The sequence below is a fragment of the Streptomyces hesseae genome, from assembly GCF_031845785.1.
GTDB lineage: Bacteria > Actinomycetota > Actinomycetes > Streptomycetales > Streptomycetaceae > Streptomyces > Streptomyces hesseae.
This window is the reverse complement of sequence record NZ_JAVRFI010000006.1, coordinates 23,430-47,915: the sequence shown is the minus strand read 5'-3', so window position 1 is coordinate 47,915 and position 24,486 is coordinate 23,430. Positions and strand designations below refer to the sequence as shown.

The following is a 24,486-nucleotide window of genomic DNA, read 5'->3' as shown; positions in this document are numbered from 1 at the left end:
GGGGGGTGCGTTCGGAGCATTGACGGCTGTGGTGTCGGACACCGAGGCGATCGAGGCGACCGAGGCGGCTGCACAACGATCCGCCAGCCTACCCTCCGCACGGTCGCCCGTTCTCAAGGGTGCGTACGACGGCCACTCAGAAGGAAGGCTACGGCGCGCTCCCGCTCCGTCCAGGCGCTTGTGTCCAACTCCACTGCTTGGAGCAGCGTGCACTCCACGGCGTATCCGCCCTCCGCGAGCGCCCTCCCGATGGCCTCGGCGTCGTCGCGGGTGGCGGCGTGGGCGACGATGCGCTCGGGGCGGCGGTCCGCGCAGGCGGCCACGACGGGGGCTCCCCCGCCGCCGACCCGGACGACGTCGGGCTCCGGCAGGTCCTCCAGGACCTGTGGGGCGAGGCCCTGGACGACCTGGAGCTGGACGCCGTAGCGCCGGGCGACGGTGGTGGTGCGGCGGCAGGCCGCGGGGTCGCGGTCGACGGCGATGACGGCGGCGCCGAAGCGGGCGGCCTCGACGGCCGCCGCGCCGCTGCCGGAGCCGATGTCCCAGACGAGGTCGCCCACGCGCGGGCCGAGCCGGGCCAGTTGGGCGGCGCGCAGTTCGGTGGACTCCCCCTCGCCGAGCCCGAGACCGAGCCCGAGCCCGTCACCGGAGGCGTCCGTGCCACCGCCGGCGGCGTCGGCGCCCGTCGCGTAGGCGTCCGCCGGCAGCGCCCAGCCCCGCAGGGCGGGCGGATAGCCGGCGTCGCGGCCGGCGATCCAGCCGCCGCGGCCGGTGGGGGCGCCGAGGCCGCCGATGACGATGACGACGTTCGGGTCGCGCCAGCTGTGGTCCGCGGCCCGGTCGGAGGTGACGACGGTGACCTGTTCGCGCTCGGTGCCCAACTCCTCGCAGATGACGAAGGTGCGGTGGACGGGGCCGAGGAGGAGGGCGAGCTCGGCGGGGCCGGCGCCGGGCGAGGTGAGGACGGCGACCTTGGGGTGGGCGCGGCAGACGTTGACGGCGCGCCGCAGGTCGCGGCTGTGGGCGACGACGACCTGGGCGTCGTCCCAGGGCATGCCGGCCCGGGCGAAGGCGGTGGCGACGGAGGAGACGGCGGGCACCACCTCGACCTCCAGGCCGTGCTCGGGGGCGCGCAGGGTGCGGACGACGCCGAAGAAGCCGGGGTCGCCGTCGGCGAGGACGACGGCGGAGCCGCGGTGCCGGGCGATGCGACGGGCGGCGAGGTCGACGCTGCCGAGGCGGACGCGCTCGGCGTCGGCGGGCACCTCGGGCAGGGCCAGGTGATGCGCGGCTCCGGCGACCAGGGTGGCGGCCCCGAGGGCGGAGCGGGCCGCGGCCGTCAGCGGTGAGCCGTCCCACCCGATCACCGTGACCCGGTCGGCCATCGTCGTCAGTCTCCTGGGGCTTGTCGGGTCGGGCGGTCGCGGGGTGGGGGTGCCCGTGAACGGGCAGGGTGAGCGTACCCCGGCCGGGTACCCGTCCGGGCGCGGTGGCGGGGGTGCTCAGCGCCAGTTATGGAGCGCGGAGGCGTAGCCCCCGGCGGAGGTGTAGTCGTATCCGCCGCCCGTCCGGGGTTCCTGGAGCTCGTCGAGGTCCTCGGGGAGGAGGCTCCAGATGAGGAGGTCCGTCCGGGACTCGGTCCAGCCGACGCCGCCCTCGTTGCGGCTGCGCGCTATCCAGGCGCTGCGCAGGACGCCCTCGCTGACACAGCCGGCCTTCTGGGCGACCTGCTGGGCGGCGGTGTTGTCGGCGGCGGTGCGCATCTCCAGGCGTTCGAATTTCTGGTCGCGGAAGATCCATTCGGCGGCGGCGAGCACGGCTTCGCAGGCGTAGCCCTCGCCCCGGGCCCAGGGCGCGGTGACATAGGCGACCTCGGCGGTGAGGGTGCGCCAGTCGGTGTTGCGGAGGTGGAGGGTGCCCACGAGGCGCTGGGTGAGGAACTCGGCGACCGCAAAGACGATTCCGCGCCCGGAGAGGCGTTCCGAGGGGGCCCGGCGCAGCGCCCAGTCGCGGGCGTCGGCGGTGGTGTAGGGGTAGGGAGCCGAGGTCCAGGCGGTGACGAGTTCGTCGTTCATCATCTCGGCGAGCGGGGGGATGTCCCCGGCCTCGAACGGGCGCAGCACCAGCCGGTCCGTACTGATGGAGATGTCCGGAAAGGTGGAAGTCATGCGCTGCTCCAACGCCGCGGCGGGTGGGCTCGGGTGGTACGGGACGGGCCCGGGTGCACCAGCATGCAGCATGTGATGGCGGGTGCGCCAAGCGCCAGGCCCCGCGCACGGGGGATCGTGTGCGCGGGGCCTGTGTCCGTACGGATGGCCGAGGTTACAAGGTGTCAGCTCGCGACGGGGCCGAAGGCGGGGATCACGGCGCCGTTGCTGAACTTCTGCTCGATGAACTTCTTGACCTCGTCGGAGTTGAGGAGCTTGGCGAGCTTCTCGATCCGGGGGTCCTTCTCGTTGCCCTTCTTGACCGCCAGGAAGTTGGCGTAGGGGTTGCCCTCCGCCTTCTCCAGGGCGATGGAGTCCTTGGCGGGGCTGAGCTTGGCGCTGATGGCGAAGTTGCCGTTGATCACCGCGGCGTCGACGTCGTCGAGGCGGGAGGGGATCTGGGCGGCCTCGAGCTCGGTGAACTTCACGCCCTTGTCGTCCGCGACGTCGGAGAGCTTGGCGGCGGCGCCGACGCCGTCCTTCAGCTTGATGACGCCGTTGTCGGCGAGCAGCTTCAGGGCTCGTCCCTCGTTGGTGGCGTCGTTGGGGACGGCGATGGTGGAGCCGGAGCCGAGGTCGGCGACCTTCTTGCCCTTCTTGGAGTAGAGGCCGAGCGGCTCGATCTCGACGTTGACGACGGGCACGATGTCCGTCTTGTTCTTCTTGTTGAAGTCGTCGAGGTAGGGCTTGTGCTGGAAGAAGTTCGCGTCGACCTCGCCGTTCTGGGTGGCGGTGTTGGGGAGGACGTAGTCGTTGAACTCCTTCACCTCCAGCTTCAGGCCGGCCTTGGCCGCGAGGTTGTCGCGGACGAAGTTGAGGATGTCGCCGTGCGGGGTGGGGCTGGCGGCGACGACGAGCTTGGCGGCCGGGTCGGCGTCCTTCCCCTTCTTGGAGCTGCCGGAGGAGGAGGTGTCGGACGGCGCGCTGCAGGCACTCAGGCCGAGGGTCAGGGCGGCGGCGGCCGCGAGGGCGGCGGTGAGCTTGACGGTGGTACGCACGAAGAGTGCCTTCCTTGCTTGGTGTTTCTCGGGTGCCCCGGTACTGACGCCCGGCAAAGGGTCCGGGCTCCGGGGAGTCTTGGGGGGTGGTGCGGGTCAGACCGCCTTGTCCAGGACGGCCTCGGGCTCCGCGACGCCCGTGGCCGGGGTCGTGGCGGCCGCGGCGGCGGGCTCGCGCCGGGCGGGCAGGAGGCGGCGGAGGCCGACGGGGGCCGCCTGGCGGCCGCCGCGCGAGGCGAGGCGGCGTACGGCGAGGTCGCCGGTGAGCTGGACGACGGTCACGATGGCGATCAGCAGCAGGATGGTGATGTTCATCAGCGCGTCCTCGCGCCGCTGGTAGCCATAGGTGATGGCGAGGTTTCCGAGGCCGCCGCCGCCGACCGCGCCCGCCATGGCGGAGTAGCCGATGAGGGTGATGACGGTGGTGGTCAGGCCCGCGAGGAGGGAGGGCAGGGCCTGCGGGAGGAGCACCTTGAAGACGATCGTCCCGGTGCCGCCGCCCATCGACTGCACGGCTTCGACCAGTCCGTGGTCGACCTCGCGGACGGCGGTCTCCACCAGCCGGGCGAAGAAGGGGATCGCCCCGATGGCGAGCGCCACCACGGCCGCGCTGGGACCGATGGAGGTGCCGACCACCATCCGGCTGAAGGGGATCAGCCAGACGATGAGGATGATGAACGGCAGCGAGCGGCCCAGGTTGAGGATCGCCCCGAGGACCTTGTTGACCGCGACGTTCTGGAGGAGGCCCCCGCGGTCGGTCAGGACGATCAGCAGGCCCAGCGGCAGGCCGCCGATGACGGCGTAGACGGTGGACCACCACACCATGAAGAGCGTGTCGAGACACGCGTCGCGCAGCAGTGGCTGCATCTCGGCCCAGGTCACTTGGCACCTTCCTTAAGGAGCGAGTCGGCAGGCGCCGGGTTCTTCGCGTCGGCCACCTCGACCTGGAGGCCCTGCTCGCGCAGGAAGCCGATCGGGACGACGTTCTCCTCGAACCGGCCGGGCAGCTCGATGCGCATCCGGCCGACCTGCTTGCCGCAGACGGTGTCCATCGCGGCGCCCAGGATCGAGATGTCGATGTTGTACGTACGGGACAGCTGGGAGATCACGGGCTGGGTCGCGGCGTCGCCGTGGAAGGTGACGTCCACGACGGTGCGGTCCGGGCCGGAGGGCTCGCCGCCGACCGGGAACAGCTCGGCGGCCAGCTCGGAGCCGGGGGTGGCGAGCAGTTCGGAGACGGTGCCGGACTCCACGACGCGGCCGCCCTTCATCAGGGCCGCGGAGTCGCAGATGGTCTTGACGACGTCCATCTCGTGAGTGATCAGCAGGACCGTCAGGCCGAGCTGCTGGTTGAGGTCGCGCAGCAGCTGGAGGATGGAGCGGGTGGTCTCCGGGTCGAGCGCGGAGGTCGACTCGTCGGAGAGCAGCACCTTGGGGTCGCCGGCCAGGGCGCGGGCGATGCCCACGCGCTGCTTCTGGCCGCCGGAGAGCTGGCCGGGGTAGGCCTTGGCCTTGTCGGCGAGGCCGACGAGGTCCAGCAGCTCCAGGGCCTTGCGCTCGCGCTCCTTGCCGGAGACACCGAGGATCTCGAGCGGCAGCTCGATGTTGGCCTGCACGGTCCGCGAGGAGAGCAGGTTGAAGTGCTGGAAGACCATGCCGATGCGGCTGCGTGCCTTGCGCAGCTCGGCGCCGGCCCGCTGGCCCCGCCCGGCGAGGGCGGTGAGGTCCTGGCCGGCGACGGTGACCGTGCCGGAGGTGGGGCGCTCCAGGAGGTTGACGCAGCGGATGAGGGTCGACTTGCCGGCGCCGCTCTGGCCGATGACGCCGTACACCTCGCCCTCACGGACGTGGAGGTCGACGCCGTCGAGGGCGGTGACCTCGCGGCCGCGTGAGCGGTAGACCTTTGTCAGGCCCTTAGTGGTGATCACAGGGGTTTCCGTCACTGTCGAGTGCGCGACGCGATGGCGCCGGCACGGGAATTCATTGCGGAACGCGGCATCGGAGTGCCCTGGCGAGCGCGTGGGGCTCGTATCTCAAGGGCATCTGGTGACGCGGGGGCGGCGCGGCTCCCTCCGGCAGGTGGCCGGACGGGGTGCGCTACGGGGTCTCGCTTCGGGGCGCGAGGCACAGGGGCCCTCAGCAGTCACACATTCGACACATGCGACGAGCAGCACCGGGCGTCGTCATCGCCTCGGTCGCAAAGATGCGGGTGCTCGTCGTGGTCATGCGGGCAAGTAAAACAGACGGGCGTGCGAATCGGCCAAGCCTGTCCGAATAGCGGACGCGATCTCTCGCCCTCTGGACGCGCGGGGGTGCGGCGGGGGTGCGCGCGAGGGGCCCGTGCCGGGCGTTTAAAGTCGTCCCATGCCTGTCTCGTCCCCTTCGCACACCCGCGTCACCCGGGGGTCCCGGTGCTCGACGCGCTGACGCTCGCGGCCGGTCTGGCCGCTCTCGCGCTGGCCGCCTGGTGCGGTTTCGCCTTCGCCCGGGACGAGCCCACCAAGGACTGGCACTTCATCGGCATGGCCGTGGTCGCGGCCCTGGCGCTGGTGCAGCTCGTCATCGGTGTGGTGCGGCTGTCCGGCGGTGACAAGCCGGCGCAGGGCACAGCGATCTTCGTGGCCTATCTGCTGGGCGCGGCGGCCGCCGTACCCGCGGCGGGCTTTATGTCCCTGGCCGAGCGGACCCGCTGGGGCTCGGCCACCGTGGCGGCGGGCGCCGTGATCCTGGCCGTGCTGGAAGTGCGGCTCTACGACATCTGGGGTGGCTGACATGTCCGAGCACACGGACACGGGCGAGCGGGCCGGCTTCGACCTCGGCCAGGGGCCGGGCCGGCTGCTGGTCTGGCTCTACGGCGTCTTCACCGTCGCGGCGGCCTCCCGCTCGATCGTCCAGATGATCATGGACTTCGGCCGGGCGCCGCTCGCGTACGTCCTGTCGGCGGCCGCCGCCGTGGTCTACGCCTTCATCACGTACTCGCTGGTGCGCGGCGGCGGGCGGGCCCGCAGGGCGGCGCTGGTGTGCTGCGCCGCCGAGCTGGTGGGTGTGGTGACCGTGGGCACCTGGACGCTGCTGGAGCCGTCCGCCTTCCCCGACGCCACGGTCTGGTCGGACTACGGCATGGGCTATCTCTTCATCCCGGTCGTCCTGCCGGTGACCGCGATGGTCTGGCTGCGCCGGGCCCCGCGCTGAGGCCCGGCACGGCCCCGCGTCAGGCGCTCGTCACCAGGGCGTGCGCCCCGGCGGGACCGGCCTCCTTCTCCAGGGTGACCGCGGTGAGGTTCCGCCCGGCCGGCTCGGCATCGGTACGGGTGTAGCCCCACTTGAGGTACAGCCGCAGGCTCCCCTCGCCGCGCCGGCCGGTGGCCAGCCGGAACCGCTTGGCGCCCCACTCCCCCGCCAGCCGCTCCTCGATCGCGGCGAGCAGCCGCCCGCCGAGGCCGTGCCGCCGCAGCCGGGGGTGGACGATCAGCCCGGTGATGACGGCCGTCCCCTCGGTGTCGACGGCGGCGCGGACGGAGCCGACGACCTCCTCGCCGAGCCGGGCCACGAGCACACAGCCGCGGCCCAGTTCGGCGCGCAGGTCGTCGAGCGTCTGCGTCAGGGGTTCGATGGTGTAGTCGCCGTAGAGCTCCGCCTCGCTCTGATAGCAGAGGTACTGGAGCTTGAGGATCTGCTCGGCATCGTGCTCGGCCGCGGCCGAGATGGTCACGCTCATGCCCATGTGCGCACGCCTCCCCTTGCTGGGTCGCTTAACGCTCCTTTCCCCGGGTCAAGGAGCGGCAATCTCTGCCATGAGCATTCTGCGCAGGCATCCCAGGCAACGGGAACGTACGGGCCCCAAAGATCCTTGTGACATTCCCAACTTCCCTGCGATTTCACGGTAGGTCGGGTCGTGGCCCGAAAGAAGCGCGGAAATCAGCCGGGGACAGCGGCCTGGCAGCCGGCGGATCGCGGCCCGGAGCTCGCGGCGGGACTCGGCGGCCAGTACGGCCTGTTCCACCCCGGAGTCCACCCGTTCGCCGGGCGTGGAGGCGGCCTCGGCGGTGGGGTCGTAGAGCACTTCCCGCCGGGCCCGGCTCAGGGCGGCCCGGACCTCGGCCCGGACGGCCGCGGTTAAGCGCGCGACGGGCTCCCCGGCGCGGCGCTCGCTCAGCAGCCGTAGCCAGACGGACTGTTCGAGGTCGGCGGCGTCCAGGCCGGCGGAGTGCGCCTCGGCGGCGCACTCCGCCTTGAGCAGGGGGCTCAGCCGGGTCAGGAGATCACTCTGAGTGGTCATGCGGGCGGGGACGTGGCGCCCCCGCCCACCGGTTCCGGGCTACCCGGAATTCACCCGTCCGGGTGAGGCGCGAGGGTCAGTGCTTGAGGAAATCCGCCCGCGCCATGGCCGCCGTGTCGCAGTTGTCGGAGAATATGCCGTCGATGCCCGTCGCGAAGTACGCCTTGAACGCGCCGAACGCGTCTCCGTAGGCGTTCGGGTCCGTGCCCCGGCGGAAGTCGGCGGGCAGGAAGCTGTTCTCGTTGCGCATGGTGTACGGGTGGAGGATCAGCCCGGCGGCATGGGCGTCGCGCACCAGCGTGGTGGGCTTGGTGAGCCGGTCGTTCTTGTCCCGGGGGATGATCTGGTTCACCCAGGGGCCGATGCCCTGCGCGAAGCCGGAGACCCACGTCAGGCCCTTGGGGGTGATGAGGTCGGCGACCGTGCGCGGGTCGTTCGCCTCGACGAAGTCCCAGGGGCGGGTGGGCAGGTCGTCCAGCAGCAGGATCTTGGGGCAGTCGAGGCCGAGCCGGCCGAGACGCTGGAGGCTGCTCGGCTCGAACGACTGGAGGAACGTGTAGCCGTTGCGCCCCGAGCGGCCGTAGCGGCGCAGCAGCTTGGCGAGGCGCTCCTCCAGGCCCAGGCCGATCTTGCGGAAGTACGTGGGGTGCTTGGTCTCCACGTGCAGCCAGATGCGGCGGCCGCGCTTGCGGCCCTGCTCGTCGGCCCACTTGAGGACCTCCTCGAACGTCGGCACGTCCCAGCGGCCGTCGTAGAGGGTGTTGTGCTGGCGGTTGCCGGGGATGCGCTCCTTGGCGCGCAGCGTCTTCAGCTCCGCGAGGGTGAAGTCCTCGGTGAACCAGCCGGTGTGCTTCTCGCCGTCCACGGTCTTGGTGGTCTTGCGGGAGGCGAACTCCGGGTGGTCGGCGACATCGGTGGTGGCGGTGATGTCGTTCTCGTGCCGGCAGACGAGGTGGCCGTCCTTGGTCGGCACGACGTCCTGCTCGATGACGTCCGCGCCGTTGGCGAGGGCGTACTCGTAGGAGCCGAAGGTGTGCTCGGGCCGGTAGCCGCAGGCGCCGCGGTGGCCGATGACGGTGGGCACGGGCAGGTCCCCCCGCGAACCCCCGTGGCCGCGCCCGGCCGTGAGGTCCGTCTCCCGCCCGGCCGCCATCGCCGGAACCGCTCCGCCGCCGAGGGCGACCGCCCCCGCGCCGAGGGCCGCCGCGGCCCCCAGCACCGTGCGCCTGCCCGGCCGCTGCTCCTGCTGCATGTTTCTCCTTCTGTGGTGCTGATGCCGTGTGGTGCCACGGCTGTGCCGTGGGCTGCTACCCGGTCGGCCGATCGTATGCACGTCCGACTTCCGGGTTGAAGAACGAATGGGGAACGGAGTGGAAAGTCACGTCAACACTCTGTTTCGACTCGGTCAACCCCGCGTGCACAAGGGGCATACCCGCGAGTATCGTCGTCGACCGCGCCCCGCGCGCCCGTCCCGCACATCACGACCGGAGGGTCCGTTGTCCCGCATCCTGCTCAAGGCGTTCCTCGGATTGCTCATGCGCGTCCTGTACCGCCCGAAGATCGAGGGGGCCGGGCACATCGCGGAGAGCGGGCCGGTGATCCTCGCGGGGAACCACACCACGTTCGTGGACTCGCTGTTCCTCGCCCTGGTCGTCAAGCGCCAGGTGTTCTTCATCGGCAAGGACGAGTACGTCACGGGCAAGGGGCTCAAGGGCCGGCTGATGGCGTGGTTCTTCGGCGCCTCCGGGATGATCCCGGTCGACCGCGACGGCGGCAACGGCGGGGTGGCCGCGCTGATGACGGGCCGTCGGGTGCTGGACGAGGGCAAGGTCTTCGGCATCTACCCCGAGGGCACCCGCTCCCCCGACGGCCGCCTCTACCGCGGCCGCACCGGCATCGCCCGGCTGACGCTGATGACGGGCGCTCCGGTGGTGCCGTTCGCGATGATCGGCACGGAGAAGGTCCAGCCCTCCGGAAGGGGCCTGCCGCGCATCGCGCCGGTGACGGTGCGCTTCGGCGAGCCGCTGGACTTCTCCCGCTACGAGGGGATGGACCGCGACCGCTATGTGCTGCGCGCCGTCACCGACGAGGTGATGAGCGAGGTCATGCGGCTGTCCGGTCAGGAGTACGTGGACATGTACGCCACCAAGGCCAAGGCGGCCTGACCCCTGCCGGACGCCGCTTGGTGTCCGGCCGCTAGCCCAGGCAGCGCGGCTGGAACGCCGGGTCGGCCGGGCCCTTGCGCCCGAGGGCGTTCAGCACCCACTGGGCGACGACCGGGTCCTTGGTGGCCTGGTCGTGCATAAAGGGGTCCAGCGGGCACTTGTCCTGGAGCACGACATTGCTGAGGTGCTCGGCGGGGCCGGTCAGCAGGGCGCTGGTGTAGGGGATGACCACCTCGTCGTGCCGGGTGGTGATGACGGTGTAGTCCGGCCCGGCGGGGGTCTCGTCGCCCTCGTTGAGCTTCTTGAGCAGGTCCGAGCCGACGCGCTGGTCCAGGCAGGACGGGCAGAAGGTGTAGCCGAACGGGATGGCGAGCGGGTTCAGCGTGCCGTGGTTGGACGGGACGATGCCCACGAGGTCGTCGACCTTGTCCGCGCCGCCGAGGAACTTCACGTAGTAGCGCGGCATCATGCCGCCCTGGCTGTGCCCGACGATGTCGACCTTGGCAGCGCCCGTCGCGCCCCGCACGGCCTCGACGAAGTCGCGCAGCTCGGCGGCGGCCTGCGGGATGGGGTCGGTCTCCATGTGCCCGTAGTTGAAGGCGAAGACGCAGTAGCCGGCCTCCTTGAGCTTCGGGGAGAGCTTGGCCCAGTTCTCCGCCATCAGCTTGAACGTGCCGTTGACCAGCACGACAGGCTGCGGATGCGCCGAGTCGGGCTTGCAGGACCAGTCGTTGGCGCCCTTGGGCGGGACGTCCAGGACCGAGGCGGAGGCCGGGGACGCGGTGAGCCCCATGAGGCTCAGGGCCGCGGTGGCCGCGGCGGCGACCAGGAACCGTGCGGTGGTACGCAGACGCATGTGGGGGATTCCTTTGAACATGGCGTCGCTGCTGCGGACGCCTTCGTCCGAACCACGTTCGACAATGTCGACCGGTGGACGAGATGTTCTCGGGTGTGTCAGGACTGCGTCAAGAGAGTTACTCGCCGGTAAACGTCACAGGGGCCGGGGGTTGCCACCCCGGCCCCTGTGGTGTTTGCTCATCCGAGCCCACGCGAGCCCGTATGGGCTCAGCCGCCGTACCCTTCCTCCAGCCGCTGTCCGCGCAGCAGGAACCAGGCGGCGACCGCCGTCACCAGCAGCACCAGCGCACCGACGCCGGAGGCGATCCGCAGCCCCTCGACGAAGGCGTCCTGCGCCGAGCCGAGCAGCGCCGCGCCCGTGTCCGCGGGCAGGGTGGCGGCCGACTCGACCGCGCCGCCCAGGGACTCCCGCGCGTCGCCCGCCGCGCCCGCCGGGACCCCGGCCGGCACGGTGAACCCACGGTAGACCCCGGTGACGATCGTGCCGAGCAGGGCGATGCCCAGCGCGGCACCCAGCTCGTAGGCCGTCTCCGAGACCGCCGAGGCCGCGCCCGCGTGCTCCTTGGGCACGCTGGAGAGGATCACATCCGCGGTGACGGTGAAGGAAAAGCCCGCCCCGATGCCGACGACGAGCAGCGCCGCGCCCAGCACCGGGTAGGCGGTGTCCGCGCCCAGCGCGACCAGCGCCGCCAGTGCGAGCCCTATCGCCGCGAGCCCGCCGGCGACCACCGAGCGCACCGACCAGCGCCGGGCGGCCTGACCGGCCAGCAGACCGGCCGTCACCGCGCCGACGGCGGCGGGCAGCTCGGCCAGCCCCGCCTCCAGCGGGCTGCGGTCCTGCACCAGCTGGAGGAACTGGGAGAGGAAGAAGACCATCCCGGACAGCCCCAGCACCGTCAGCAGGTCGGCCAGGACCGCCGCCGAGAAGCCCCGGTGGTGGAAGAGCCGCATGTCCAGCAGCGGCGAGGGCAGCGTGAGCTGCCGCCGTACGAACCACACCAGCGACCCCGCGCCGACCACGGCCGTCAGGGCGACCGGCCAGGCGAAGCCGTTGGTGGCGCCCTCCTTGATCGCGTAGACCAGGGTGATGATGCCGACCATCGACAGCAGCACGCTCGGCAGGTCCCACGGCCCCGGGGCGGGGTCCTTGGACTCCGGCAGCAGCTTCGCCCCGACGAGGACGAGCACGGCCATCACCGGCAGGTTGATCAGGAAGACCGAGCCCCACCAGTAGTTCTCCAGCAGGAAGCCGCCCACCACCGGGCCGACGGCCGCGCCGGCGGAGGCCATGGCACCCCAGATGCCGATGGCGAGGCTGCGCTCCTTGGGATCGTGGAAGATATTGCGGATCAGCGCGAGCGTCGAGGGCATCAGCGTCGCGCCCGCCACGCCCAGCAGCGCCCGCGCCGCGATCATCATCTCCGGGCTGGACGCGTAGGCGTTGAGCACCGACACCGCGCCGAACGCCACGGCGCCCGTCAGCAGCAGCTTCTTGCGGCCCACCCGGTCGCCCAGGCTGCCCATGGAGACGAGCAGTCCGGCGATGACGAAGGAGTAGACGTCACCGATCCACAGCAGCTGGGTGCCCGACGGCCGCAGGTCCTCACTGAGGAACGGCGTGGCGAGCCCCAGAACCGTCGCGTCGACGGCGACGAGCAGAACGGCGAGGGCGAGCACGGCCAGCGCCAGCCAGCGCCCCGGGCGCGGCGTCTCCACCGGCGCGGGCGCGTCGGGCGCCGGGCCGGCGGTCCGGGCGCTCACCGCTCGGCCCTGCGCTGCGCCCCGCCGAGCAGGAGCTCGGAGACCATGCGGGCGAGGTCCTTGGCGGCCACCCGCCCATCCTGCACGGCCCACACCCCGGAGGCGATCAGCCCGTACAGCGCGTCGGTGAGCCAGGCGGGTGAGAGGTCGACCCGGAAGGCGCCCTCCTCCTGGCCGCGCAGGAAGAGCGCGTGGACACGGGCGTCGAGGCGGTTCCAGCCCTCGTCGATCTCGCCCTCGAAGAGCTGGTTCTCGGAGTAGAGGAAGGACATCAGACCGGCGGCCTGCTCGGCCTTCTCGATCAGGCGGCGCACGGCCTGTGCCGCGTCGCCCTCGTCCAGCCGGGCCTCGTCCAGGGCCCGCTCGAACTGCTCGATGCCGAGCTTTTCCAGGGCCCTGACGAGCGCGTCGCGACCGGCGAAGTGGCGGTGGAGGGTGGCGCGGCTGATGCCGGCGGCCTTGGCGATCTCGTCCATGGAGGCGGTCGCCTTACGGGTGAGCAGGGCTGCGGCTGCTCTCAGTACCTGCTCGCGGCGGTCAAGGCTCATGAGACGACCATAACCCGAATGAGACGCTGATGTCTCACACGAATTACGGTCGTCTCAAAACGATCACCCGTGTCGCGTATTCGACGTGCCCGCCGCGTCCGCCCAGCTGCGCTGGACCGCCAGATCGGCCTTGACCTCCTGGAGCTGGACCGCCACGGCCGAGGGGGCCGTGCCGCCCCGCCCGCTGCGGGAGGCGAGCGCGCCGGGGACGCTCAGGACCGTACGGACCTCGGGGGTCAGATGCGGGGAGATCGCGGCGAACTGCTCGTCGGTGAGCTCGTCGAGCTCGATGCCGAGTGCCTCGCACTCCTTGACGCACTCCCCCGCGACCTCGTGCGCCACCCGGAACGGCACGCCCTGCCGGACCAGCCATTCGGCGATGTCGGTGGCCAGCGAGAAGCCGGCCGGGGCCAGCTCCTCCATCCGGTCGCGGTGGACGGTGAGGGTCGCCATCATCCCGGTGAAGGCCGGGAGCAGGACCTCCAGCTGGTCGCAGGAGTCGAAGACCGGCTCCTTGTCCTCCTGGAGATCGCGGTTGTAGGCGAGCGGCAGGGCCTTGAGGGTGGCCATCAGCCCGGTGAGGTTGCCGATCAGCCGCCCGGACTTGCCGCGCGCGAGCTCGGCGATGTCGGGGTTCTTCTTCTGCGGCATGATCGAGGAGCCGGTGGAGAAGGCGTCGTGGAGGGTGACGAAGGAGAACTCCTTCGTGTTCCAGATGATGATCTCCTCGGCGATCCGCGACAGGTCGACGCCGATCATCGCCGTGATGAAGGCGAACTCGGCGACGAAGTCCCGGGAGGCCGTGCCGTCGATGGAGTTCCCGGACGAGCCCCGCTCGAAGCCCAGGTCGGCGGCGACCGCCTCCGGGTCCAGCCCGAGGGAGGACCCGGCGAGCGCCCCCGAGCCGTACGGCGAGACCGCCGTGCGCTCGTCCCACTGCCGCAGCCGCTCCGCGTCCCGGGACAGCGCCTGGACGTGGGCGAGTACATGGTGGGCGAAGAGCACCGGCTGGGCGTGCTGAAGGTGGGTGCGGCCCGGCATGGCGACGTCCGGGTGGGCCTCGGCGAGGCCGACGAGCGCCTCCTGGAGGTCGGCGATCAGCCCGCCGATGATCCGCGCGTGGTCGCGCAGATACATCCGGAAGAGCGTGGCGACCTGGTCGTTGCGCGACCGGCCGGCGCGCAGCTTGCCGCCGAGGTCCGGGCCGAGCCGCTCCAGCAGACCGCGCTCCAGGGCGGTGTGGACGTCCTCGTCGGCGACGGTGCCGGTGAAGGTGCCGGCGGCGACGTCGGCCTCCAGCAGCCCGAGGCCCTCGATCATGCGGGTGAGCTCGTCGTCCGTGAGCAGCCCGGCCTTGCGCAGCACCCGGGCGTGGGCGCGGGAGCCGGCGATGTCGTAGGGGGCGAGCCGCCAGTCGAAGTGGACGGAGGCGGACAGCTTCGCCAGGGCCTCGGCCGGCCCGTCCGCGAACCGGCCGCCCCACAGCCGCACGTCACCGCCGCCGGCGGGGGGCTGCGATCCGGTGGTCATCGTCGATTGCTCCTCTGCGCGATGCGGTGCGATGCGGTGGTGCGTGGTGCGGTGGTGCGGTGATTCGGCCTCCCCGGCCCAGGGGGCCGGGGAGGCGCGGGTGGGGGGTGGCGAACGGACTAGTGGACCAGGTCCCGCTTGGCCGCGATCTTCGAGGACAGGCCGAAGATCTCGATGAAGCCCTTCGACATCGACTGGTCGAAGGTGTCGCCCGTGTCGTAGGTGGCGAGGTTGAAGTCGTAGAGCGACTGCTCGGACCGCCGGCCCGTGACGACGGCCCGGCCGCCGTGGAGGGTCATCCGGATGTCACCGGAGACGTGCTCGTTGGCCTCGGCGACGAAGCCGTCCAGGGCCCGCTTGAGCGGCGAGAACCACAGGCCGTCGTAGACCAGCTCGGCCCACCGCTGCTCGATCTGCCGCTTGTACCGGGCGAGCTCGCGCTCGACGGTCACGGCCTCCAGCTCCTTGTGCGCGGTGATCAGCGCGATGGCGCCGGGCGCCTCGTAGATCTCCCGGGACTTGATGCCGACCAGCCGGTCCTCGACCATGTCCAGCCGCCCGACGCCCTGGGCGCCGGCCCGCTCGTTCATCTGCTGGATGGCCTGGAGCACGGTGACGGGCTTGCCGTCGATGGCGACGGGGACACCCTTGTCGAAGGTGATGACCACCTCGTCGGCCTCCCGGGGGGTGGCCGGGTTGGCGGTGTAGTCGTAGACGTCCTCGATCGGGGCGTTCCAGATGTCCTCGAGGAAGCCGGTCTCGACGGCGCGGCCGAAGACGTTCTGGTCGATGGAGTACGGCGACTTCTTGGTCGTCGCGATCGGCAGGCCCTTGGCCTCGCAGAAGGCGATGGCCTTGTCCCGGGTCATCGCGTAGTCCCGGACGGGGGCGATGCACTTCAGCTCGGGGGCGAGGGAGGAGATGCCGGCCTCGAACCGCACCTGGTCGTTGCCCTTGCCGGTGCAGCCGTGGGCGACGGTGGTCGCGCCGTGCTTCTTCGCGGCGGCGACGAGGTGCTTGACGATCGTGGGCCGGGAGAGGGCGGAGACCAGCGGGTACCGGTCCATGTACAGGGCGTTGGCCTTGATCGCGGGGAGGCAGTACTCCTCGGCGAACTCGTCCCTGGCGTCCGCCACCTCGGCCTCGACCGCACCGCAGGCGAGCGCGCGCTTGCGGATGACGTCCAGGTCCTCGCCGCCCTGGCCGACATCCACGGCGACGGCGATGACCTCGGCGCCCGTCTCCTCGGCGATCCAGCCGATGGCGACGGAGGTGTCAAGGCCGCCGGAATAGGCGAGTACGACGCGCTCGGTCACGGGGGTTCTCCTTACGGTGCGGTGCGCTGTGCGCTGCGCATTCATGCGCTGGTGGGTATAACTATGCAGTGCGGCGCATGTTTCGTCAATAGCTCGCGAGAGTGAATGTCACCCTCCGGCGCCCGCGCGGCCCGTGAGCACAGGACGCTGGGCGCATGTCATGGCCGCTCGAAACCCTCGTCAGCACGTTCCACAACATCTGCAAGCACCAGGGAGGCATCAAGATCGATGTGGTGGGCGACCGGATCGCCATCTCGATGCGGGACGGAGTCCAGTGCCAGACAGACTTCGACGTCCAGAAAGCCGCAATCGCGGCAGGCCTGGCCCATGAACGGGTGCTGTCCAATGTGCTGATCGAGTTCCCCGGGGAGGCCCCCCGCGTACCGGACGTGTCGATCCTCCGGGACGGGCGGCCCGAGGAGCCCTACTCGTACAAGGACCTGCTGGCCGCAGTCGAGATCGTCTCCACGAAACACGACGGGTACGACTTCACGCTCAAGCGGGAGCAGTACGCACGCTCCGCCGTCCCGGCATTCCTGGTCATCGACCCGTTCCGTGGCGAGTGCGACCTGTTCACCCGCCCCGTCGACGGCAGGTACGCCGGCCACGATCTGTACACGTACGGGGACGTCATCCACCTCAAGCTGGCCGACGGCGGCGAGGTCGACATCCCCACGGACACCTTCGACCGCAGGCGCTAATACCCCCGGATTTGGATCACGGCGCGGAACAGGATATTTTCTTTCTGCACGCCCCACCGGGAAGAAACCCCGGAGGGACGCGGCACCGGGACGTGGCGCAGCTTGGTAGCGCACTTGACTGGGGGTCAAGGGGTCGTGGGTTCAAATCCCGCCGTCCCGACGGTGTGAAGAAGCCTCTGATCAGCGGGAAACCGCAGATCAGGGGCTTTTTCCATGCCCAGCAGCGCACGGGCCAGCGCGTCCGAGTCCCCCAGGGTCACCGAGTCCACGCCCGGGCGGATGCCCGCCGCCGTGACCCAGTGGACGGACTCCGTGGGCACCCCGAGGGCGAAACGGCGCGGGTGGGGGCGGCCCGTCGCGTCGAGCAGGTGGCACGGGCGGCCGGTGACGGCGAGCCCGCCCGTGACGTAGTCGGTGCCGTCGCCGCACGGAATGCGGTGGGCGCGGCACTGGCCCGTGGCGAGCAGGTGCCGCAGCAGGGGGTCGGCCGTGCGGGCCAGGTCGGGCTCGGGCAGCCGGGCCTCGATCAGGACGCGGCCGCGCGCCTCCGCGCCCGGTACGTCCGATTCCAGTACGAAGGCCCCGGCCTCCGTACGGACCCGCGCCCCCGGCCCGACGACGCTCAGGATCCCCGCCTCGATCAGTGCCGCCATCCGCTCGATCCGGTGGGCGGGCGGGCCGATGGACAGGAAGGCGTTGAGCGGGGTGTACCAGCCGTCGAGGTCGTCGCGGTGGGAGTCGCCGAGCAGCCCGCCGTGGTCGACCAAGTGCCGGATCTCGTTGCGCAGGTCGCGCAGGACGTCGAGGGCCGCCTTGAGGGGGCCGCTGACATTGCCCGCGCGGGCCTCGGTCACGTCACGGGCCAGCCGGTCCAGCAGCCAGGACCGCAGCTCGCCGGGGCCCGCGAAGCGCAGGCCCGCGCAGGGCCGGGCGACGCGGTCCCAGTCCCAGCGGTCGGCGCACCCGATGCCGTACCGGGCGAGGAGGTCCCGTTCCGCCGCCCCGCGCGGGGCGGCGAGATAGCGGTCCGCGAACTCGGCGAGCTCGCCCGCACCGGTCCCCCGGCGGCGCAGCAGTGCCTCGTAGTAGACGCACTCGGTCTCCTTGGCGATCAGCGGCCACAGGTCGGCGCGGAAGTCGAGGCGCCGGCCGGCGTCGGCGCGGCCGCGCAGCCGGGCGAGGGTGAGCGGGGTGAGCAGGCGGGGGCGGTAGCGGCCGTGCGCGCCCTTCTCGTTCTCGCCCCGCGCGTGGTACGGGACGCCGCGCCGGGAGCCCGCGTGGAGGAGGGGTTCCCGGCCCGAGGGGCGGTAGACGAGGGAGCCGCCGGTTCTCTCGAAGGTGCCGCCCCGGCCCTCGGTGAGCAGGGCCACATGGTCGAAGAAGGTCAGGCCCAGGCCCCGTAACAGCACGTTCTCCCCCGGCCGGACGGCGGAGAGGTCGGCGTCGGCGGGGTTGGCGGGCGGGACGTGGAGCAGGCCGTGGCCGTCCGCGAAGGAGGCCAGGGCCGCTTCGGCGTCCGTCGGGCGCGCGGGCAGATGGCCCTGGCAGAGGACGACGGCGTCGAGACCGTCGAGAAGGGTGCCGTCGTCCAGGCGGACGGTCTGCCGGGCGGGGCCTCCCGCGTCGTCCAGCGCGACGGCGCGGGCGCGGTGGACGTGGACGGAGACGCCCGCAGGGGCGCGGCGCACCACCCGCCGGAAGACCCACTCCAGGTAGTGCCCGTAGAAGGCCCGGGTGGGGTACGAGTCCGGGCCCAGCCGCCGGGCCTCGGCGCGGACCGCCGCGTCGGCGTGAGGGCGGGAGCGGGCCCACGCGTGGAGGCTGGGGCCGGGTTCGAGCGGCCCCGCTATACGCACGCCGGCGTCGGTGAACATGGTGATCTGCGATGCCACGGTGTTCATCAGCAGATGGGGCGACTGGCCAGTGCGCCAGACGCCGCCGGAGCCGGGGCGTCCGGGGTCGACGAGGTGGACGGCCACGGCCCGGGGTCAGCCGGAGGCCGCGGCCGCCCGGGCGTTGGCGCACAGCCGCTCCAGCACGGACAGGCCGCGCGGTCCGGCACCGATGATGCACAGCGTGAGGTTGTCGCCGGTCACTCGGCACTCCCCTTCGTCGACGGGACGGGGTCGTCCCGTCGACGAAGGATGCCGTCGGCGTCTCGCTCGCCGTGCGCTTTCGATGGAGTTCGAACGTGTCGCTCGACAGCGGGAATTGACCGTGGTAGAGCTCCCGCCGGTGGGGGCTGGTCGCGCAGTTCCCCGCGCCCCTTACGGGCCCTCACGGGCCCCTTACCGCTCCTTCTGCGCCAGCCTCAGCAAGTGGTCCGCCAGCGCCTGTCCCCCGCTCGGGTCGCGGCTGATCAGCAGCACCGTGTCGTCACCCGCGATCGTGCCGATGATCTCGTGGACGCCCCCTTGGTCGATCGCCGAGGCGAAGAACTGGGCGGCGCCCGGCGGTGTCCGCAGGACGACCAGGTTGGCGGAGGCCTCCGCCGAGATCAGCAGCTCGCCGGCGAGCCGGCCCATCCGGGCCTCCGACGCGGATTCCCCGAGGGGGGCGCGCGGGGTGCGGTCGCCGCCCTCGGAGGGCACCGCGTAGATCAGCTCGCCGCCGGTGTTGCGGATCTTGACGGCGCCGAGCTCGTCGAGGTCGCGGGAGAGCGTCGCCTGGGTGACGGAGAGTCCGTCGTCGGCGAGCAGCTTGGCGAGCTGGCTCTGGGAGCGGACGGCCTGCCGGCTGAGGATGTCCACGATGCGGCGGTGGCGTGCGGTGCGGGTCTGCGGCACGGCCTGCCCGCCGTGAACCGGCTCGGTCTCCTGCGCCTCGGTCATCTTCTTCGTCAGTCTCCGGATCGTCGTTCCCCGTGGGCCCCGTCGGCGACGGCGTCCAGGACGCCGGGCAGCGTCCGGAGGAACGTCTCCACGTCATCCTCGGTGATGATCAGCGGAGGGGCCAGCCGCACCACATCGGGCGCGACCGCGTTCACCAGCAGGCCGGCTTCCTGGGCCGCCTGCTGCACCTTCGGTGCGAGGGGCTCGCCAAGGACAATACCCAGCAGCAGGCCGGTACCACGGACGTGGTCGACGAGCGGGTGGCCGAGCGCGGCGATCCCGTCACTCAGCAGGGCCCCCACGCGCTTGACCCGGCCGAGGATCCCGTCGGTCTCCAGGGTGTCCAGGACGGCGAGCGCGGCGGCGCAGGCGACGGGGTTGCCGCCGAAGGTCGAGCCGTGCTGACCAGGTGTCAGCAGGTCGGCGGCGGGCCCGAAGGCCAGGGTCGCGCCGATGGGCAGCCCGCCGCCGAGGCCCTTGGCGAGGGTGACGACGTCCGGCTCGACGCCCTGCGCCAGGTGCTCGAACCAGTGTCCGGTGCGGCCGATACCTGTCTGGATCTCGTCCAGCACCAGCAGGGCCCCGGCCGCGCGGGTGATCTCGCGGGCGGCGGCCAGATAGCCCGCCGGGGGCACGACGACGCCGTTCTCGCCCTGGACGGGCTCCAGGACGACCATCGCGGTGTCGCCGGTGACGGCCGCGCGGAGCGCCTCCGTGTCCCCGTACGGCACGTGGGTGACGTCGCCCGGCAGCGGAAGGAAGGGCTCCTGCTTGGCGGGCTGGCCGGTGAGGGCGAGGGCGCCCATGGTGCGGCCGTGGAAGCCGCCCCGGGCGGCCACCATGTGCGTCCGGCCCGTCCGCCGCCCGATCTTGAAGGCGGCCTCGACGGCCTCCGCGCCGGAGTTGGCGAAGTAGACCCGCCCTGGGCGGCCGGCGAGAGCCAGCAGCCGCTCGGCGAGCTGGACGGTCGGCTCGGCGGTGAAGAGGTTGGAGACGTGGCCGAGGGTGGCGATCTGGTCCGAGACGGCCCGGACGACGGCCGGGTGGGCGTGGCCGAGGGCGTTGACGGCGATGCCGCCGACGAAGTCCAGATAGCGCTTGCCGTCGGCGTCCCAGACGAACGGGCCCTCACCGCGCACCAGCGGGATCGCGGGCGTGCCGTAATTGTCCATCAGGGCGCCCTGCCAGCGCCGGGTGAGCTCCGCGTTGGTCGTCATGACTGCCCCTCCGGGTCCGGCACGACCATGGTGCCGATGCCTTCATCCGTGAAGATCTCCAGCAGGATCGAGTGCTGGACGCGGCCGTCTATCACCCGCGCCGTGGTGACGCCGTTGCGCACGGCGTACAGGCAGCCCTCCATCTTGGGCACCATGCCGCTGGCCAGCTCGGGCAGCAGCCGTTCCAGTTCGCTCGCGGTGAGCCGGCTGATGACCTCGTCGCTGTGCGGCCAGTCCTCGTAGAGGCCCTCGACGTCGGTGAGGACCATCAGTGTCTCGGCGCCGAGCGCCACGGCGAGCGCGGCGGCGGCGGTGTCGGCGTTGACGTTGTAGACGTGGCCGTCGTCGGCGCTGCGGGCGATGGAGGAGATGACGGGGATGCGGCCGTCGTCGAGCAGGGCCTGGACGGCGCCCGGGTCGATCGCGGTGATCTCGCCGACCCGCCCGAGGTCCACGCGCTCGCCGTCCATGTCGGCGTAGTGCTTGGTGGCGGTCATCAGGTGGGCGTCCTCGCCGGTGAGGCCGACGGCCAGCGGGCCGTGCTGGTTGAGGAGGCCCACGAGCTCGCGCTGCACCTGCCCGGCGAGGACCATCCGGACGACGTCCATGGCCTCGGGCGTGGTCACCCGCAGCCCGGCTTTGAACTCCGAGGTGATGCCCATCCGGTCGAGCTGGCGGCTGATCTGCGGTCCCCCGCCGTGGACGACGACGGGCTTGAGGCCGGCGTGCCGCAGGAAGACGACGTCCTGGGCGAAGGCGGCCTTGAGCTCCTCGTCGACCATGGCGTTGCCGCCGAACTTCACGACGACGGTCTTGCCGTGATGGCGCGTCAGCCAGGGCAGGGCCTCGACGAGGGTGCGGGCCTTGGGCAGGGCGGTGTGCCTGCGGGTGCCGCCCGTGCCCGAGGCGTCCGTCGTGGGCGCGTCGCCGACGGTCGTGGTGGCGGTCGTCGTGGTGGCGGTCGTGTCGCCGCTGTCCGTGGTCATGAGGAGTACGCGCTGTTCTCGTGGACGTAGTCGGCGGTGAGGTCGTTGGCCCAGATGGTCGCGGTCTCGGAGCCCGCGGACAGGTCGGCGGTGATGCGGACCTCCCGGTACCGCATGTCGACGAGGTCGCGGTCGTCGCCTACCGAGCCGTTGCGGCATACCCAGACGTCGTTGATGGCCACGTTGAGCCGGTCGGGGTCGAAGGCGGCGGAGGTGGTGCCGATGGCGGAGAGGACGCGGCCCCAGTTGGGGTCCTCGCCGTGGAGGGCGCACTTGAGGAGGTTGTTGCGGGCGATGGAGCGGCCGACCTCGACGGCGTCGTCCTCGGTGGCGGCGTTGATCACCTCGATGCGGATGTCCTTGCTGGCGCCCTCGGCGTCGCCGATGAGCTGGCGGGCGAGGTCGTCGCAGACGGTCCGTACGGCCTCGGTGAAGGCGTCCTGGCCGGGCGTGACGCCGGCGGCGCCCGAGGCGAGCAGCAGCACGGTGTCGTTGGTGGACATGCAGCCGTCGGAGTCGACCCGGTCGAAGGTGGTCCGGGTGGCGGCGCGCAGCGCGGTGTCGAGGCCGGTGGCGTCGACGTCGGCGTCGGTGGTGAGGACGACGAGCATGGTGGCGAGGCCGGGGGCGAGCATGCCCGCGCCCTTGGCCATGCCGCCGACGGTCCAGCCGTCGCCCTGGACCACGGCCGTCTTGTGCACGGTGTCCGTGGTCTTGATGGCGATGGCGGCCTTCTCGCCGCCGTGCGCGGAGAGTTCGGTGGCGGCCTTCTCGATGCCGGGCAGCAGCTTGTCCATCGGGAGCCGGACGCCGATCAGGCCGGTGGAGGCGATGGCGATCTCGGCGGCGCTGTGCCCCAGGCTGCCTTCTTTTTCGTTCAAGATGGCGGCCGCCTTCTCGGCGGTGGCGTGGGTGTCCTGGAAGCCCTCCGGCCCGGTGCAGGCGTTGGCGCCCCCGGAGTTGAGGACGACGGCGGAGACCTGACCGCCCTTGAGGACCTGCTGGGACCAGAGGACGGGGGCGGCCTTGACGCGGTTGGCGGTGAAGACGCCCGCCGCGGCCAGGCGGGGGCCCTGGTTGACCACGAGGGCCAGGTCGGGCTGTCCGCTCTCCTTGATCCCGGCGGCGATGCCCGCCGCCGTGAAGCCCTTCGCCGCTGTGACGCTCACTGCTTCTCCTTGCCGACTGCCGTCGTCTTCTTCGGGTCCTGGTTTCCGGCCCGACGGCCGGACGGTGCTCTGTCGCACGGGACGCACGGGGTGTACGGGGCGCGACGGGTTTTGCCCGGGGCACCCGAGGCGCACGGTGTGAGCCGGGCGAGCGCGGTGGCGACCGCGCGGCGGATGGTCATGGCGCCACCCCGGTGGCGGGCAGTCCCAGCTCCTCGGGCAGCCCGAGGGCGATGTTCATGCTCTGTACGGCGCCGCCGGCCGTGCCCTTGGCGAGGTTGTCGATGGCGCTGATGGCGACGATCCGGCCCGCCGCCTCGTCGAGGGCGACCTGGACGAGGGCGGTGTTGGAGCCGAGGACGGACGCGGTCGAGGGCCACTGCCCCTCGGGCAGGAGCCGGACGAACGGCTCGCCGGCGAAGGCCTTCTCGTACGCGGCGCGCACGGTGTCCGCCGTGACGCCCGGCCGGGCCTTGGCGCTGCACGTGGCGAGGATGCCGCGGGGCATGGGGGCGAGGGTCGGGGTGAAGGACACCGTGACGGGCTCGCCCGCGGCGGCGGAGAGGTTCTGGATCATTTCCGGGGTGTGCCGGTGGCCGCCGCCGACGCCGTACGGGCTCATGGCGCCCATGACCTCGCTGCCGAGCAGATGCGGTTTGGCGGCCTTGCCGGCGCCGGAGGTGCCGGACGCGGCGACGATCACGGCCTCGGGCCCGGCCAGCCCGGCGGCGTACGCGGGGAAGAGCGCGAGGGAGACGGCGGTGGGGTAGCAGCCCGGCACCGCGATCCGCTTGGCGCCGCGCAGCGCGTCCCGGGCGCCGGGCAGCTCCGGCAGCCCGTAGGGCCAGGTGCCCGCGTGCGGGGAGCCGTAGAAGCGCTGCCACGCGGCCGCGTCCTTCAGCCGGAAGTCGGCTCCGCAGTCGACGACCAGGACGTCCTCGCCGAGCTCGGCGGCGACGGCGGCGGACTGCCCGTGCGGCAGGGCCAGGAAGACGACGTCGTGCCCGGCGAGGGCCTCGGTCCCCGTCGGCAGCAGCACCCGGTCCGCGAGCTGCGGCAGATGCGGCTGGAGGCCGCCGAGAAGGGCGCCGGCGTTGGAGTTCCCGGTCAGCGCGCCGATACGGACCTCGGGGTGCCCCAGCAGCAGGCGCAGCACTTCCCCGCCCGCGTATCCGCTCGCTCCGGCCACTGCCGCGTGTATCGCCGCCATCGACGCCTCCTTGGTGATGGCATGACTATACGAACAGCGGCAGTTTTATGCAATGGGGCGTATGCGGCCGCCCGGATCGCGGCCCGGATGGAACGCGGCCCGGATGGAATCAGCTCAGCGCCGCCAGGTAGTCGTCGAGGAGCTCGGCCTGGCGCTGGGGCGGGAACGCCGTGGGGCTGAACAGGGCCTGCACCACCAGGCCGAGGACGAAGGACTGGGCGCCGGCCGCGATGCGCTCCGGGTCCCCGGGGGGCAGTTCGCCGAGCCGCTGGGCCGCGGCGACCAGGTCGCGCAGCTTGTCGCGGCTCAGGGCGTACTTCCGGCCGTAGTCGTCGCTCAGGGCGGGGTCGGCGAGCGCGGTGTCCCAGGAGGAGACCCAGATCCGGTTGCTGGCGGTGGCCTCGGCGGTCAGCGGAAGGATGTCGAGCAGGGCGGCCCGCACCGCGGACAGCCCCTCCCCGGCCTCGCGGCGGGGACGGGAGGCGGTTCGCTCGGCGAGCAGGTCGAGGGCGTACGCGACCAGGTCGCGCTTGGCGGGGAAGTAGTGGGTGAGCAGACCGGTGGTGGCGCCGAGCTCGGTGGCGACGGCGCGCAGGGTCAGCCCGCCGAAGCCGTGCGCGGCCAGCACCCGCCAGACCGCCTCCGAGACTTCGCGGCGCCGGGCTTCGTGATCTCCCTTGGTACGTGGCATGCTGCCACCGTACATATCC

At 72.0% G+C, this 24,486-nt stretch carries 24 protein-coding genes, 1 tRNA gene and 1 pseudogene; 5 read left to right on the top strand and 21 right to left on the bottom strand.

Translation table 11 applies throughout. The features are described 5' to 3' along the window. Nucleotides 1-113: 113 nt before the first annotated feature. The 5 genes from cbiE to RM609_RS12000 form a co-directional block, all read right to left on the bottom strand. Nucleotides 114-1,385: a precorrin-6y C5,15-methyltransferase (decarboxylating) subunit CbiE gene (gene cbiE, locus RM609_RS12020; RefSeq protein WP_311610327.1), complete on the bottom strand. Its 1,272-nt coding sequence runs from the start codon at nt 1,383-1,385 to the stop codon at nt 114-116. Nucleotides 1,386-1,502: 117 nt separating this feature from the next. Continuing rightward, on the bottom strand, nt 1,503-2,168 hold the full coding sequence (locus RM609_RS12015) for a GNAT family N-acetyltransferase (RefSeq protein ID WP_311610326.1): 666 nt from the start codon (nt 2,166-2,168) through the stop codon (nt 1,503-1,505). A 164-nt stretch (nt 2,169-2,332) separates the two neighbouring features. After that, entirely contained in the window at nt 2,333-3,205 is an 873-nt protein-coding gene (locus RM609_RS12010; protein WP_311610325.1) for a MetQ/NlpA family ABC transporter substrate-binding protein, read from the bottom strand. Nucleotides 3,206-3,301: 96 nt separating this feature from the next. Then, nucleotides 3,302-4,087, bottom strand: coding sequence for a methionine ABC transporter permease (locus RM609_RS12005; protein WP_311610323.1), 786 nt, complete (start codon nt 4,085-4,087; stop codon nt 3,302-3,304). Beyond that, nucleotides 4,084-5,133 carry a methionine ABC transporter ATP-binding protein gene (locus tag RM609_RS12000; protein ID WP_311610321.1) on the bottom strand — a complete coding sequence of 350 codons (1,050 nt, stop codon included), beginning with the start codon at nt 5,131-5,133 and terminating at the stop codon, nt 4,084-4,086. The genes RM609_RS12005 and RM609_RS12000 overlap by 4 nt, the downstream gene beginning before the upstream one ends. A 483-nt stretch (nt 5,134-5,616) precedes the next feature. Between RM609_RS12000 and RM609_RS11995 the strand changes: the two genes are divergently transcribed. Both RM609_RS11995 and RM609_RS11990 read left to right on the top strand, forming a co-directional pair. Further along, the gene (locus RM609_RS11995) at nt 5,617-5,976 is read left to right on the top strand and encodes a hypothetical protein (protein ID WP_311610319.1); all 360 of its coding nucleotides are present in this window, start codon (nt 5,617-5,619) and stop codon (nt 5,974-5,976) included. Nucleotide 5,977: 1 nt separating this feature from the next. Next, on the top strand, nt 5,978-6,397 hold the full coding sequence (locus tag RM609_RS11990; protein ID WP_311610318.1) for a hypothetical protein: 420 nt from the start codon (nt 5,978-5,980) through the stop codon (nt 6,395-6,397). 19 nt (nt 6,398-6,416) lie between these two features. Here the strand turns inward: RM609_RS11990 and RM609_RS11985 are convergent, their stop codons facing one another. The 3 genes from RM609_RS11985 to RM609_RS11975 all read right to left on the bottom strand — a co-directional run bounded on the left by RM609_RS11985 (nt 6,417) and on the right by RM609_RS11975 (nt 8,736). Beyond that, nucleotides 6,417-6,929, bottom strand: a complete 513-nt coding sequence (locus RM609_RS11985) for a GNAT family N-acetyltransferase (protein WP_311610317.1) — start codon at nt 6,927-6,929, stop codon at nt 6,417-6,419. Between the two features lie 48 nt (nt 6,930-6,977). Then, complete coding sequence (locus tag RM609_RS11980) at nt 6,978-7,484, bottom strand: sigma-70 family RNA polymerase sigma factor (RefSeq protein ID WP_311610316.1); 507 nt, start codon at nt 7,482-7,484, stop codon at nt 6,978-6,980. A gap of 76 nt (nt 7,485-7,560) precedes the next feature. After that, entirely contained in the window at nt 7,561-8,736 is a 1,176-nt protein-coding gene (locus RM609_RS11975) for a glycerophosphodiester phosphodiesterase (RefSeq protein ID WP_311610313.1), read from the bottom strand. A gap of 244 nt (nt 8,737-8,980) precedes the next feature. Between RM609_RS11975 and RM609_RS11970 the strand changes: the two genes are divergently transcribed. Beyond that, entirely contained in the window at nt 8,981-9,649 is a 669-nt protein-coding gene (locus RM609_RS11970; RefSeq protein WP_311610311.1) for a lysophospholipid acyltransferase family protein, read from the top strand. 31 nt (nt 9,650-9,680) lie between these two features. On the opposite strand, the gene RM609_RS11965 is transcribed toward RM609_RS11970, so the two are convergent. From RM609_RS11965 to RM609_RS11945, 5 genes are all read right to left on the bottom strand, one after another. Further along, on the bottom strand, nt 9,681-10,505 hold the full coding sequence (locus tag RM609_RS11965) for an alpha/beta fold hydrolase (protein ID WP_311610310.1): 825 nt from the start codon (nt 10,503-10,505) through the stop codon (nt 9,681-9,683). 209 nt (nt 10,506-10,714) lie between these two features. Next, on the bottom strand, nt 10,715-12,268 hold the full coding sequence (locus RM609_RS11960; protein ID WP_311610308.1) for an MFS transporter: 1,554 nt from the start codon (nt 12,266-12,268) through the stop codon (nt 10,715-10,717). Then, nucleotides 12,265-12,816 (bottom strand): TetR/AcrR family transcriptional regulator, encoded by a 552-nt coding sequence (locus RM609_RS11955; RefSeq protein ID WP_311610307.1) that lies wholly within the window; start codon nt 12,814-12,816, stop codon nt 12,265-12,267. Before RM609_RS11955 ends, RM609_RS11960 begins: the two co-directional genes overlap by 4 nt. 63 nt (nt 12,817-12,879) lie before the next feature. Continuing rightward, entirely contained in the window at nt 12,880-14,346 is a 1,467-nt protein-coding gene (gene argH / locus RM609_RS11950; RefSeq protein ID WP_311610305.1) for an argininosuccinate lyase, read from the bottom strand. A 119-nt stretch (nt 14,347-14,465) separates the two neighbouring features. After that, entirely contained in the window at nt 14,466-15,662 is a 1,197-nt protein-coding gene (locus RM609_RS11945) for an argininosuccinate synthase (RefSeq protein ID WP_311610304.1), read from the bottom strand. Between the two features lie 155 nt (nt 15,663-15,817). On the opposite strand from RM609_RS11945, the gene RM609_RS11940 reads away from it, so the two are divergent. Together RM609_RS11940 and RM609_RS11935 are read left to right on the top strand one after the other, a co-directional pair. Then, the gene (locus RM609_RS11940) at nt 15,818-16,363 is read left to right on the top strand and encodes a Uma2 family endonuclease (protein ID WP_311610302.1); all 546 of its coding nucleotides are present in this window, start codon (nt 15,818-15,820) and stop codon (nt 16,361-16,363) included. A gap of 86 nt (nt 16,364-16,449) precedes the next feature. Further along, nucleotides 16,450-16,523 (top strand) — tRNA-Pro (locus tag RM609_RS11935). Here the strand turns inward: RM609_RS11935 and RM609_RS11930 are convergent. From RM609_RS11930 to RM609_RS11895, 8 genes and pseudogenes are all read right to left on the bottom strand, one after another. Beyond that, a pseudogene (locus RM609_RS11930) lies at nt 16,489-18,459 on the bottom strand (FAD/NAD(P)-binding protein). The gene RM609_RS11935 and the pseudogene RM609_RS11930 sit on opposite strands and share 35 nt — an antisense overlap. Before the next feature lie 192 nt (nt 18,460-18,651). After that, nucleotides 18,652-19,194: an arginine repressor gene (locus RM609_RS11925; protein WP_311610300.1), complete on the bottom strand. Its 543-nt coding sequence runs from the start codon at nt 19,192-19,194 to the stop codon at nt 18,652-18,654. A gap of 8 nt (nt 19,195-19,202) precedes the next feature. After that, the gene (locus tag RM609_RS11920; RefSeq protein ID WP_311610298.1) at nt 19,203-20,411 is read right to left on the bottom strand and encodes an acetylornithine transaminase; all 1,209 of its coding nucleotides are present in this window, start codon (nt 20,409-20,411) and stop codon (nt 19,203-19,205) included. Further along, nucleotides 20,408-21,397, bottom strand: a complete 990-nt coding sequence (argB, locus tag RM609_RS11915) for an acetylglutamate kinase (protein WP_311610296.1) — start codon at nt 21,395-21,397, stop codon at nt 20,408-20,410. Before argB ends, RM609_RS11920 begins: the two co-directional genes overlap by 4 nt. Continuing rightward, nucleotides 21,394-22,566: a bifunctional glutamate N-acetyltransferase/amino-acid acetyltransferase ArgJ gene (argJ, locus tag RM609_RS11910; protein WP_311610295.1), complete on the bottom strand. Its 1,173-nt coding sequence runs from the start codon at nt 22,564-22,566 to the stop codon at nt 21,394-21,396. Before argJ ends, argB begins: the two co-directional genes overlap by 4 nt. After that, nucleotides 22,563-22,748: a hypothetical protein gene (locus RM609_RS11905; RefSeq protein ID WP_311610294.1), complete on the bottom strand. Its 186-nt coding sequence runs from the start codon at nt 22,746-22,748 to the stop codon at nt 22,563-22,565. The genes argJ and RM609_RS11905 overlap by 4 nt, the downstream gene beginning before the upstream one ends. Beyond that, the gene (argC, locus tag RM609_RS11900) at nt 22,745-23,776 is read right to left on the bottom strand and encodes an N-acetyl-gamma-glutamyl-phosphate reductase (RefSeq protein WP_311610292.1); all 1,032 of its coding nucleotides are present in this window, start codon (nt 23,774-23,776) and stop codon (nt 22,745-22,747) included. Before argC ends, RM609_RS11905 begins: the two co-directional genes overlap by 4 nt. 109 nt (nt 23,777-23,885) lie before the next feature. Then, a complete protein-coding gene (locus tag RM609_RS11895) occupies nt 23,886-24,467 on the bottom strand; it encodes a TetR/AcrR family transcriptional regulator (RefSeq protein WP_311610290.1) in 582 nt (193 codons plus the stop codon). Between the last annotated feature and the right edge of the window lie 19 nt (nt 24,468-24,486).